At 72.1% G+C, this 12,949-nt stretch carries 5 protein-coding genes; 2 read left to right on the top strand and 3 right to left on the bottom strand.

The genetic code is table 11. From position 1 onward, the window contains the following. Positions 1-203: 203 nt before the first annotated feature. The 3 genes from F4559_RS01440 to eccCa form a co-directional block, all read right to left on the bottom strand. Positions 204-1,988: a type VII secretion-associated protein gene (locus F4559_RS01440; protein WP_221447112.1), complete on the bottom strand. Its 1,785-nt coding sequence runs from the start codon at positions 1,986-1,988 to the stop codon at positions 204-206. Between the two features lie 63 nt (positions 1,989-2,051). Then, positions 2,052-4,895 (bottom strand): AfsR/SARP family transcriptional regulator, encoded by a 2,844-nt coding sequence (locus F4559_RS01435; RefSeq protein ID WP_184665779.1) that lies wholly within the window; start codon positions 4,893-4,895, stop codon positions 2,052-2,054. A gap of 887 nt (positions 4,896-5,782) precedes the next feature. Beyond that, on the bottom strand, positions 5,783-9,781 hold the full coding sequence (eccCa, locus tag F4559_RS01430) for a type VII secretion protein EccCa (RefSeq protein ID WP_184665778.1): 3,999 nt from the start codon (positions 9,779-9,781) through the stop codon (positions 5,783-5,785). 249 nt (positions 9,782-10,030) lie between these two features. On the opposite strand from eccCa, the gene eccD reads away from it, so the two are divergent. Next, entirely contained in the window at positions 10,031-11,425 is a 1,395-nt protein-coding gene (eccD, locus tag F4559_RS01425) for a type VII secretion integral membrane protein EccD (RefSeq protein ID WP_184665777.1), read from the top strand. Between the two features lie 7 nt (positions 11,426-11,432). Continuing rightward, entirely contained in the window at positions 11,433-12,860 is a 1,428-nt protein-coding gene (gene mycP / locus F4559_RS01420; RefSeq protein ID WP_184665776.1) for a type VII secretion-associated serine protease mycosin, read from the top strand. Positions 12,861-12,949 lie beyond the last annotated feature (89 nt).

Below are 12,949 nucleotides of genomic sequence, written 5' to 3'. Positions count from 1 at the left end.
TCGACGCGGAATCCGGTCGCGACCCGGCGCACGTCCCCGGAGGTCGCCGCGCCACCACCCCGCGTGCGGTTGCCGGCGCGTTGCGCGGCCACCCGCACGCCGGCTTCGGAGGCCGCGCGGCGGGCCCTGGTCACGGCCGCGCCGACGTCGGCGCGGAACCGGCCGACGAGTTCCGGGACACCCGACATTGCCACTCCCAGGTTTCAGTCGACGGTGAGCGTCCGGACGACCTGCTCGCACACGGGACGCACGCGGTCGCCGCCGTCCGCCGGGTACTTGCAGCCGACGCTGACCTGCGCCGTGCCCTGGAACAGCACGTACCAGTCGATGGTCGCCGCACCGGCCGCCTCACGGTAGTGGACCACCCGCTTGCCGGCGAAGTCCGCGGCGGGCTGGAAGCCGGACAGGTTCGAGCCCCGGTCGTACTCCGCGCGCAGCTCGCCGACGGCCCGGTCGTGCTCCTGCGACGAGTCGTAGGTCAGCTTCTGCTCCTGCACGGCGATCACCTCCAGATCGGTGGCCGCCGCCCTCGGCTTGAACAGCACCTTCCGGGTGGAAGCGTCGCTGCCGGTCTGCTCCCAGCTCTCCGGCATCGTGAACCGGTAGTCGTACTGCGCCACGACCCGGCCCTCGGCGGACGTCGGCGTCGGACCGCCGAGGCGGTCCCGGTTGAGCGCCAACGCGATCGAACCGCCGACCACGACCACCAGCGCCACCGCGCCGCCGATCAACCACGGCGCCCGTGACCGCCGCGTCGGCGCGGCCGGGCGGGGAGCGGGGAAGTCGACCGGCGGGAACGGCGCCGACGGCGGGCGCCGCGGCACGATCCGCCGGGTGATCCGCCGCGTCGCGTCGTCCGGCGTGATCTTGTGGGTGACCTCGTCCGGCCCCGGCGGCAACGCGCCCGTGCGCAACGGGTCCTGCGAGACCGCGCGCAACGCGCCCCGCGCCACGACCGTCTCGGGCTGGTCGATGCTCGTCGGCAGCACACCGGTCTGCTCGCGGACCAGCCGCGCCACCAACGGGATCCGGCTCGTGCCGCCGACCAGGAACACGCCCGCGAGCCCGCGCGGGCTCAGCCCGGCCTCGCGCACGGCCGTGGCGACCAGCGCGGCGGCCCGGTCCAGCGGCCCGGTCACCAGCCGTTCGAGATCGGACCGGGTCACGTGGGCGTCCGGGAACGGCGGCGGCATCGGCACGTCGGTGTACGCGTGCCGGGACAACGTCTCCTTGGCACCGCGCACGTCCTGGCCCAGCACGCGCCGCTTGCGCCGATCGGCCAACTCCCGGCCCTCGACCAACCGCCGCCACGCCTCCGGGTCGCCGGGCGAGACCAGCGAACCGACGTGTTCGAGCAACGCCTGGTCGATGTCCGCGCCGCCGAACGCCGGATCGCCCTTCGTCGCCAGGACGCGGAACGACTTGCCCCGCGCGACCACGACACTCGCGTCCACCGTGCCGCCGCCGATGTCGAGCACGGCGAGCGCGGCGCCGTCGGACAGGGCGTGCGTCGCCGAGTGGAACACCGCCGCGGCCACGGGTTCGGGCACCAGCCTGATCTCCTGGCCGAGCCCGCGCCCGGCCTGGAGCAGCACGCGGGTGCGGATCGCGCCCCAGTCTGCCGGGTGCGTGAGCACGAGCAGGTCGACCTGCGCGCCGCCCGCCACGTGCCGTGCCTCGTCGACCGCGCGGCGCAGCACCGCGCGCACCACGTCCACGACCGGCAGCACGCTCGTGCCCAGCAGCAGCTCGCCCTCGTCGACGCGGCGCTTGGGGTGCGGCTCGTAGCGCGACGGGTCGACGGCGGCCTGGCGTTCGGCCTCCTGCCCGACGAACAGCGTGCCGTCGGCGGCGGCGAACACCGCCGAGGGCACGAGGGGGCGGCCGTCGACCACCACCACCTGCGGCTCCCGACCGTCGACCGAGATCGCCACGCAGGTGCTGGAGGTGCCGAAGTCCACCGCGACGCTCAGACCCACAGCCGCCATCCCCTCTCGTCCGCACATGCATACCCGACCACGCCGGACCGTGCGGTCGTCGTGCCCGGACCGCTACCGGCCGAGCGCGCCCGTCGCCGCCTGGTACGCCTTGGCCACGCGCTCGTCCACGTCGACGAGCCCCACGTCGCGGTGGTCGCGCAGGAACGGCTCGATGACCTCCAGCGCGCTCTCCGGGTCGTCGAGCGCGAGGTACACCTCGGCCAGGCCCGCCACCGCGTTCGCGATGCCGAGCACCTCGCCGATCGCGGTGAACTCGCGGTGCGCCGAGACCAGCAGGTCCAACGCCTCCGGCGCCCGGCCCACCGCGATCAGCACCCGGCCGAGCAGGCTCCCCACGTACGCCTGGCCGCGCACGTCGTCCGTGCGGTCCATCAGCTCCACGGACCGCTGCGCGGCCTCGACCGCCCGGTCCATGTCGCCCTCGGCCATCGCGTACGTGCCCAGCCGGTACTGCACCAGGGCCTCGCCGGCCGGATCGCCGCTGCGCGCGGACACCTCGACCAGGCGGGCGAAGTGCGGCAGCGACTCGGCGTACCGGCCGGACGCGGCCAGCATCGAGGCGAACTCGCGCAACGTGGACATCAGCACGCTGTCCACGCCCGCCCGGGTCGCGGCCTCGACCGCCGCCTCCGCCGACGCCACGTCGGGCTCGCCCGTGTGCAGCCGACGGAAGTGCACCAGCGACGCCAGTGCGATCGCCTCCTCGGCCGGGCGGTCGAGGTCGTGCAGCGCGCGGACGCAGTCGATGTAACGGCCCAGCAGCGACCCGTCGATCGCGACCTTGGCCGTCTCCTGGAGGTAGTGCAGCTCGGCACGCCAGTACACGTGGTCGAGGCCGTCGCGCCTCGCCGCGTCCACGACGACCTCGCAGATCCTGATCGCCGAGTCGACGGCCAGGTGCGCGCGGTCGTCGACCAGCAGCCGGTCGAGGATGTGGTGGGCCAGCGGCGCCCAGCCCCGCGTGGCGCACAGCTCGACCGCGCGCAGGGCGAGCGACGCCTCGCGGGCGTACCACTCGGCCGGATCGCCGACGAGCTGGTCCACCTCGATCTGGGAGAGCAGCGCGGGCGGCGGCACGGGCAGCAGCGGCAGCTCGTCCGTGCCCAGCCACGTGCTCTTCACGACGTGGTCGAGCAGGCCGAGCAACTCGTCCGCGTAGGCGCGCAACGCGTCGTCGCACACCTCGTCGCCGTCCGCGCGGGCCAACTCCGCCGCGTACACGGCGAGCAGGTCGTGCAGGCGGTAGCGCGGCTCGCCGGTGGCGTCGCGGCCGACCTCCTCGATGAGGTTGGCGTCCACGAGCTGCTCCAGCGCCGGGTCCGGGTCGTCGAGCCCGGCCAGCGTCTTGACCACCCACGCCGCGATGTCGGCCGCGCCGAGCAGCCCGAGGCGGCGGAACGCGAGCGCGGCGTCCTGGCTCAACGCGGCGTAGCTCAGCGCGAGACCGGCCCGCACCTCCAGGTCGCTGATCGACAGCTCGTCGAGGCGGCGGCGTTCGTCGGCCAGCCGGGACGCCATCTTGGCCAGCGGCAGCGACCGGCGGGCGGCCAGCCGCGCGCCGACGATCCGCAGCGCCAGCGGCAGACCGCCGCACGCCTCCACGATCGCCGCGGCGGCGACCCGGTCCTCGGCGATCCGCTGCGCGCCGACCATGCGGGACAACAGGTCCAGGCCCGGTTCGAACGCCAGTGGCCGGATGCGCACGCCCCGCACGCCCTGGAGGCCCGTGAGCTGGTTGCGGCTGCTGATCAGCACCGCGCAGCCGGGCGTGCCGGGCAGCAGCGGGCGGACCTGGTCGAGCCCGGCGGCGTCGTCGAGCACCACGAGCACCGCCCGGTCGGCGATCCGGGCGCGGAACGCCGCCGCGCGGGCGTCGATCCGGTCCGGGATCTTGGCCGAGTCGACGCCCACGGCCGCGAGCAGTTCGGCGAGCACCTCGGCCGGGTCGCGCGGGCTGCCGCCGGCGCCGTCGAGGCGGACGAAGAGCTGGCCGTCGGGGAACCTGGCGCGCGTCTCGTGCGCGATGCGGACCGTGAGCGCGCTCTTGCCGGTGCCCGGCGCGCCCGTGATCGCCACGACCGGCACGCCCCGGTCGCACGCGAGCAGCTCGGTCGCCTCGGCCTCCAGGTCCGCGCGGCCGACGAAGTCGACGTTGTCCGGCGGGAGCTGGCAGAGCACCGGCCACGCGGGCGGCACGGCGTCGCCGTTGAGCACGGACTGGTGCACGCCGCGCAGGTACTCGCTCGGGTCGACGCCGAGTTCGTCGGCCAGGAGTTCGCGCACGGTCTGGTAGGCGGCGAGCGCCTCGGCCTGCTGGTCGGAGCGGTAGAGGGCGAGCACGAGCTGGCCCCAGAACCGTTCGCGCAACGGGTTCTCGCGGGTCAGCGAGCGCAGTTCGGCCACGAGCCCGCCCGCGCGGCCGGCGTCGAGATCGGCCTCGACGCGGCGTTCGAGCACGAGCAGGCGTTCCTCGAGCAGCGGTGCGACGTCCTCGGCGTGCAGCAGGTCCGAGCGGACGTCGGACAGGGGCGTGCCGCGCCACAGCGCCAAGGCGTCGGCGTAGCGGCCCCGTTCCGACAGGTCGCGGAAGCGGTGCAGGTCGAGGTCGCCGGGAAGGATGTCGACGCGGTAGCCGTTGGTGGTGGTCCGGACCACGTTGGCCGGGCCGAGGGCTTGGCGCAGGCGCGTGACGACCATGTGCAGCGTCGCCCGGACCCGGTGCGGGTTGGGCACGTCACCGTCCCAGAGCCGGGCGACGAGGTCGTCGACGGGCACGGACCGCCCGGCGCGCAGGAGGAGGGTGGCGAGCAGCACCCGGGCCCGCCCGGCGGGTACCGGTACCGGGGCGCCGTCGTGCCACACCTCCAACGGACCGAGCACGCTGAACCGTGTCATTCCCCCACCTCAAGCGCGTCACCGACGTCCGGCGGACGCCTGATGCCCCGGCGGGGACGGTGGTCCGGACCACCGACCGCCCACCGGGACGACCGAGGACGCCGTCCGGCGCAGGGCCGGGCCGCCGTCCTCCCCCAGAGGAAACGGCGATCAGTCTATTCGCGTGTGAGGGAGCTGTGACACGTGTGTGAGCCTTACCGGCCACACTCGACCTCGGGCCCCATGGCCCGGCAGCCGGCACGGTGAACCGGCGGCGACGTCGGTGGTGGAACCGGAGACCCCCAGCTTTGGTTCCGCCACCGGCACCCACACCGGACGTGAGCCGAGTGTGAGAGCCGCCGGGCAGAGTCGGTCCCGAATCACCGGACGAACGGCGATCACGGACCCAGGGGGGTACCGCCGTCCGTCCCGGGGCGGGCGCAGCGGTCGTCGGGGGTCGACCGTTGCCCGCCCCGAGGGTGACGCGGCCCGCGGGACGACCTCTCCCGACTCTCGCGGGCCGCGAGCCCTACCCCGCGAGTCTTCCGTTCGGACACCGTGAATTACGCGTTCGGACACCTTCTTTCGGGTGGCCTTCCCCTTCGCCGGCGGATTCGCCTTGCCATTCACCCTTGGGTCTCTCCGGTTTCTCGGGTACCTGGCCTCGCTCAAGCGCATGGCTCATCCACAGCACCTGATCCACAACGTGTGGTGCCAGTAGGCGCTTCGTAGTCGACTCACGGGTGCCTGAACGCACATTTCGCGATGTCCGAACGCACAACTCATGGTGTCCCAATGCACAACTCACGGTGTCCGAACGCATAACTCGCGCGTTTGCGGGTGGGATCGCGAAAGGAAAGGCCCCGCCGAGGGGGCGGGGCCTTGTCCGGGTAGCGGGAGTGCGGCGGCTAGTCGGGTTGGATCCAGGCGATCTGGACGCGCTGCTGGCCCGCCTTGCGGGTCACCAGCGTGCCCCGGCCCGGAGGCTGGGGCGACGGCTTCAGGTTGCCCACGATCGCGCCCTCCTCCTTCGAACCCGAGCCCACCAGGATCGGCGCCGAGATCTCCTTCAGCTTGCCCAGGATCGGGTCGTACATCGCCCGCGACGCGCCACCCATGCGGCGCACCGTGATGATGTGCAGCCCCACGTCCTTGGCCTGCGGGATGAACTCGGCCAGCGGCTGCAACGGGTTCGCCCCGCCCTGCGGAGCCACCAGGTCGTAGTCGTCCACGATCACGAACAGCTCCGGCCCCTTCCACCAGGACCGGTTCTTCAACTGCTCCTGCGTCACGTCCGGGCCGGGCAGCCGGCCGGTCATGGACGTGCGCACGTCCTTGACGTTGTCGGCCAGCACCGCGGACGACACCGCGTACGACAGCAGGTGGTCGGTGTCGATGAACCCGAGCATCGTGCGCCGGTAGTCGACCAGCAGGATCAACGCCTCGCTGGACGTGTACGACGTCATGATGCCCCGCACGATCGTGCGCAGCAGGTTCGTCTTGCCGCTCTCGCCGTCGGCCAGGCACATGAAGTGCGGGTCGGCGTCGAAGTCCAGGTAGACCGGCGCCAACTCGTCCTCGTTGACGCCGATCGGCACCAGCCGGCCCCGGTTGGGCGCGGTCTGCTGCACGCGGTTCATCAGGTCGGCGTGCGGCAGCAGGTCGGGCAGCAGGCGGACCTGCGGCGCACGGCGGCCACGCCAGGCACCGGACACCTTGGCGACCATGTCCTGCACGCCCTGGGCGACGGTCTCCGGGTCCTCCTGCGCGTCGATGCGCGGCAACGCGGTCAGGAAGTGCAGCTTCTGCGGCGACAGGCCGCGACCGGGACGCCCGGCCGGCACGTTCACCGCCACCTTGCGGTCGACGTCGGACTCGGTCGGGTCGCCCAGCCGCAGCTCGAACCGGGTGCCCAGCAGGTCCTTCATCGCCGGTCGGATCTCGGCCCACCGGTTGGCCGTGACGACCACGTGCACGCCGTACGACAGACCCTGCGCGGCCAGCGCCTGCACCTGCGGCTCCAGCACCTCGAACTCCTGCCGGAAGTTCATCCAGCCGTCGACCAGCAGGAACGCGTCGCCGAAGTCGTCGTCACGGATCTCGCCGCGCCGCTTGCGGTTGCGGAACTCGACCATCGAGTCGATGCCCTGCGCCCGGAACCGCTGCTCGCGCTCGGTGATCAACCCGGACAGCTCGGCCACCATGCGGCGGGCCTTGTCCACGTCGAGCCGCGACGCGAACCCGCCGACGTGCGGCAGGTTCTCCAACGACGCGAGCGTGCCGCCGCCGAGGTCGAGGCAGTAGAACTGCACTTCCTCGGGCGTGTGCGTCAACGCCATGGACGTGACCAGCGTGCGCAGCACCATCGACTTGCCCGACTGCGGACCACCCACGATCGCGCCATGGCCGGCCGCGCCGGAGAAGTCCGCCCACAGCGGGTCACGCCGCTGCTCGAAGGGCTTGTCGACGGTGCCGATCTGCACCTGGAGCTTGCCGTTGGCGAAGAAGCCCGGCGCGGTCAGGCCCCGGTCGTCGGTGGCCTGCAACGGCGGCAGCATGCCGTCCAGCGACGGCGGCTTGTCCAGCGGGTCGAGCCACACCTTGTGCGGATCGGGCCCCTGGCCGCGCAGCCGCTTGACGATCACCTCCAGCTCGGAGGGTTCGAGGCTCTCCTCTTTCTTCTTCTGCTGCTGGACCGGCTCGGCCGGGCGGACCGGTTCCTTGGGGATCTCGACGTACTCGGGCACGAAGAACTTGGGCAGCTTGTTGCCCGCGACCGCGACCGACGGACCGGCGGGCTGCAACCCGGCGGGCCGGTACGGACCGGACACGTACAGCGCCTTGAACCGGGTCAGCGGCGAACCCTGCACGCCCAGGTAGCCGGAGCCGGGGATGGGCGGCAGTTCGTACGCGTCGGGCACGCCGATGGCCGCGCGCGACTCGGCGGCGGAGAACGTCTTCAGACCGATCCGGTACGACAGGTACGTGTCCAGACCGCGCAGCTTGCCCTCCTCCAGGCGCTGCGAGGCGAGCAGCATGTGCATCTGGAGCGACCGGCCGACGCGGCCGATCTGGAGGAAGATCTCGATGAAGTCGGGCTTGGCGGTGAGCATCTCGGAGAACTCGTCGATGCAGATGAACAACGCCGGCAGGGGTTCGATCGGGGCGCCGTTCTCCCGGGCCTTCTCGTAGTCCCAGACGTTCTTGTAGTTGCCCTTGGCCAGGATCTCCTGGCGCCGGGCGACCTCGCCCGCGATCGCGTCCTTCATGCGGTCGACCAGCGTCAGGTCGCCGGCGAGGTTGGTGATCGTGGCGGCGACGTGCGGCGCGGAGTCCAGGCCGAGGAACGTCGCGCCACCCTTGAAGTCGACGAGGATCATGTTGAGCGACGACGACGAGTGCGTGGCCAGCAGGCCGAGCACGAGCGTGCGCAGGAACTCGGACTTGCCGGAACCGGTGGCGCCGACGCACAGGCCGTGCGGGCCCATGCCCTCCATCGCGGCTTCCTTGATGTCCAGTTCCACCGGCTGGCCGAACTCGCCGATGCCGAACGGCACGCGGTAGCGGTCGCGCACCGGGCGTGGCCGCCACGCCTGCTGGATGTCGAACGTCATCGGGTCGCCGGGGATGCCGAGCAGTTCCAGCAGGGCCGGGTTGGACGACAGCGGGTCCTCGTCCGAGCCGCCCGTGTCGACGCCGCCGACCCGGTACGGCGACAGCCGGCGGGCCAGCGCCTCGACCTCGACCACGCTGAGCCAGTCGGGTGCGCCGAACCACTCGACGCCGCCGGCGCTGCGCGCGCCGAGCCGGCCGTCCTCGATCACCAGGCGCAGGCCGCGTCGGGCGGTGAGGTTGCCCAGGGATTCGGACAGGTCGAGCAGCGTGACGCCGACCAGGCCCTCCTCCAGGAGGATCTGCTCCTCGCGGGTGACGTCGCCGTCGTCGATCACGATCACGACGTGCGGCTGGTCGGACGGCGGCGGCGCGTTGCGGGTGAACCGCTGGCGGTCGCGGAGCTGCTCGTCGAGCATCTGCTCGGCCTCGGCCAGGGAGCCGGCCATCATCCGGAGCTGGCCGATGCCGTCGACGATGGACGGGTGCTGCACGTGCGGCAGCCACTTCGCCCACTCCCAGTGCTGCTTGGCCTGGCCGGTGGAGACCACGGCGATGAGCAGGTCGTCGGGCGAGTGGAAGGTGGCCATCTGGGCGATGAGGGCGCGGGCGAGGCCGCGGCGTTCCTCGATCTCGCCGAGCAGGCCGACGGCGGCGAACCCGCGCAGCGCGATGGAGATCGGGAGTTCGGGCACGAGCGAGTGGGCGCGCACGAACCGGCGCAGCGCCAACGTCGCGATGGGCTCCAGTTCCTCGACCGGTCCGGTCTGCGGCGGCACGAGCCGGGTGGCCAGGCGCTGCGAGCCGCGGCCCGCGCGCAGGTGGCAGAAGTCGGGGTCGTTCTGGCGGCGTTCCCACATGCGCCGGGTGGTGGCCAGCGACCACAGCATCTGCGGGTCGGGGTGGACCCACTCGCGTTCGGCGCGCTGCTCGTCGGCGGACTCGCGGGCACGGTCGCGCATCTGGCCGAGGTACCGCAGGTAGTCCTTGCGGTCCTCGTTCATCTCGGCCTTCTTCTGGCCTTTGCCACCGCCCATGCCGCCGGCCATCATGCCGATGGTCGAGATCATCATCATGCCGGGCATGATCATCGCGGCCGGGTTCTTGTTGCTGTAGCTGAACATCAAGACCATCATCCCGACGGATGACACGATCATGACCGCCGGCAACGCCTTCATCATGATGTTGCCGGGGATGACGCGGGGTACCTCGGGCGGGGGTTCGAGGTGGACTTCGCCGCCCGGCGGACGAGGGGCGGCGAGGCGTGCCGTCCGCTTGAACTGCAACGTGCTCACCTGACTGGCACCTCTTCACACTCGTCGATCGAACGCCCGGCCGCGGCCTGGTCGCGAACGACACTATGGCGCATCCGGCGTCGGTGCGACGGTGGGTCCGGAAAAATCGGGGGTGCACGTGTTACCCGGAACGCACCTGTTCGGGTCCCCGATCGGTTCATACTGGGGCGGCCCGGTGGACAGGCAGTGAGCAAGCAATAGGGTCTTCGCCGTCCACAGCACACACTCATCAGGACTTAGGGGGCGCTGGTGGCGACCGGTACGACGGTGTTCAGCCGGGTCACGGTGGTTGCGCCGCGAACGCGTATCGACGTCGCGCTGCCCGCCGACGTGGCGGTGGCGGACCTGCTTCCCATGCTGCTGAACATGGCCAAGGAGGCCACTCCGGACGGTGGCGTCCGGCACGGCGGCTGGGCCCTGGCCAAGCTCGGCGACAGCCCGCTCGACCCGAGCCGGACGCTGGCGTCGCTCGGCGTCGTGGACGGCGAGCTGCTCCAGTTGCGCAAACGCAACGAGAACCCCCCGCCCCCGCTCTACGACGACGTGGTCGACGCGATCGCCGAGTCCGATCCGGACAGCTTCCGCCCGTGGACGAAGGAGACCGCGCGCCGCTACGGCCACCTCGCGGGCGCGCTGGCGTTGATCACGTCCGCGATCGCGGTGCTGCTGGCCGGGCCGCTGGCCGGCGGCGGCAGCCTGGTGCCCGCGATCTGCGCGGGCGTCGCCGCGGTCCTGGCGCTCGCGGCCGGTTCGGTCGTGTCCCGGGCCTACAACGCGACCGGCACCGGCGTGCTGATCGCCGCGTCGGGTGGGCTGCCCATGGCCTACGTCGCCGGCCTCTACACCGTGCCCGGCCAGGTCGACCGGCCGAACCTGCTGCTGGCCAGCGTGCTCGTGCTGATCGTCTCCTCGGCCGCGATCCTCTTGATCGGCAAGGGGATCACGGTCTTCATCGCCGCCGCGACCGCCGGCGCGCTCAGCGGCCTGGCGTTCCTCGTCGGACTGTTCGTCGACGAGACGGTCCAGGGCATCGCGGCGGGCACCGCGGCCGTGTCGCTGGCCGCGTTGTCGATGTTGCCGCGGCTGACGATCCAGCTCGCGAAGCTGCCGCTGCCGACCGTGCCGGGCAGTGCCGAGGACCTCAAGGAGGACACCGGCTTCCCGGAGTACGCGGTGATCGAACGGCGCACCGCCAACGCGCACGAGTACCTCACCGGCATGATCATCGGCTGCGGCGCGGTCGCCGCGCTGTTCTCGATCATCGCGGCCACCGACGGCACGATGTGGGGCCCGCTGCTGGCCATCGTCGTGACCCTGGTGCTGATGTTGCGTGGTCGGGCGTACGCCAACGGCGCGCAGGCCGTGGCGCTGCTGGTGTCCGGCATGCTGACCGGCACCGGCGTGCTGATCGGCTGGCTCGTGGAGTCCACGCCCGACCACCGGCTGCTGTACGTGTTCGGCTCGTTGCTGGTGGTGGGCGCGGTCGGTCTGGTGCTGGGCGTGATCGTGCCGGGCCAGAAGTTCTCGCCGGTGCTGCGCCGCACGGTCGACGTGCTGGAGGCGATCCTGATCGCCGCCGTGCTGCCGCTCGCGCTCGCCGTGCTGAACCTGTACATGGCCATGCGTCAGCTCATCCCCGCCTGAGGCCGCCGTGCACCGGACGACGAAGAAGCTGACGGCCGCCGCCGCGGTCGCGTTGACCCTGGTGACGACGCCGCTCGCACAGGCGCAGCCGACCACGACCACGCGTCCCGGCGTGAACTCGGTGCCGCCCAAGCTCGAACCGGGCCTGCGGCCCCCGGCCGCCAAGCCCGCGCCGGACGTCCCGTACGAGAAGAAGAAGACCTGCATCACGTCGGACACCAAGGACCGGCCGCTGCCCCAGAAGCCGTGGGGGCAGATGCAGCTGCGGCTGGAGGAGGCGCACCGCTTCGCGACCGGCAAGGGCGTGACGCTGGCGATCATCGACACCGGCGTGAACGCGTCCCACCCCCGGCTCGCGGGCCGGGTCACCGGCGGCGGCGACTACGTGGCCAACGAGGGCGGCACCGTCGACTGCGACGGCCACGGCACCGAGGTCGCGGGCGTGGCGGCGGCGTCGCGGGACGAGGACACGGGCTTCGTCGGCGCGGCACCGGACGTGAAGGTGCTGTCGTTCCGGCAGACCAGCTCGTACTACACGTACGAGGACAAGGCGAACAAGGCGAACAGCCGCCCGTCGGCGGGCCGCGTGCAGACGCTGGCCCAGGCGATCGTGATGGCCGCCGAGGCGGGTGTCGGCGTCATCAACATCTCGCTGACCGCGTGCGAGAAGCCGCGCGAACCGAGCACGCAGGAGCGCCAGCTCCAGGCCGCGATCGACTACGCGGTGAACGTGAAGGACGTCGTCATCGTCACGGCGGCGGGCAACTACAACTCCAACGACCCCAGCTGCAACATCCAGAACGACAACCAGGACTCGAGCGTCGTCAACGTGGTGGCGTCGCCGCCGTGGTACGCCAATGACGTGCTGTCCGTGGCGTCGATGAACCGCGAAGGCCAGCCGTCGTCGTTCACCGTGTGGGGCCCGTGGGTCAGCGTCGCCGCGCCCGGCGAGGAGATCACCACGCTGGACCCGGCCGGTGCGGGGCTGACCAACGCGAACGTGGACGAGCGCGGCGCGTTGATCCGCATCCAGGGCACGAGCTTCGCGTCGCCTTACGTCGCCGGTGTCGCCGCGCTGGTCCGTGAGCGTTTCCCGAAGTTGACCGCGCACCAGGTGATGGACCGGATCAAGGCGACGGCCCAGCACCCCGGCAACCCGGGCGGACGCGACCACAAGATCGGTGCCGGCATGGTCAACCCGGTGGCCGCCCTGACGGCCGAGCTGCCGATGGAGCGCACCGACGCCAAGCCGGCCGACCCGGACCAGATGATCACCAACCTGGACCCGCTCGACCCGCCGAACCGTACGCCCATGATCGTGGCGCTGGCCGGTACGGGCGCCGGCGTGGGACTGCTGCTGCTGACCCTGTTCGTCGTCCACACCGTGAACCGCAACCGCAACCGCGCCGCCACCCCGCGCCGCGCGTCGCCCTAGATCCCCGGATCGGGAACGACCACGTTCGGGCACCTGCGACGCAGGTGCCCGAACGCTTTTCCACAGTGTCCGACCGCAGGACTTCCGCT

The sequence above is a fragment of the Saccharothrix violaceirubra genome, from assembly GCF_014203755.1.
In the GTDB taxonomy this organism is placed as follows: domain Bacteria; phylum Actinomycetota; class Actinomycetes; order Mycobacteriales; family Pseudonocardiaceae; genus Actinosynnema; species Actinosynnema violaceirubrum.
This window is presented reverse-complemented; position numbering and strand designations above follow the sequence as displayed.

Bases quoted from the DNA above. Each gene is read 5' to 3' on its own strand.
- F4559_RS01440 (WP_221447112.1), bottom strand. From the start codon at position 1,988: ATGGCGGCTGTGGGTCTGAGCGTCGCGGTGGACTTCGGCACCTCCAGC.
- F4559_RS01435 (WP_184665779.1), bottom strand. From the start codon at position 4,895: ATGACACGGTTCAGCGTGCTCGGTCCGTTGGAGGTGTGGCACGACGGC.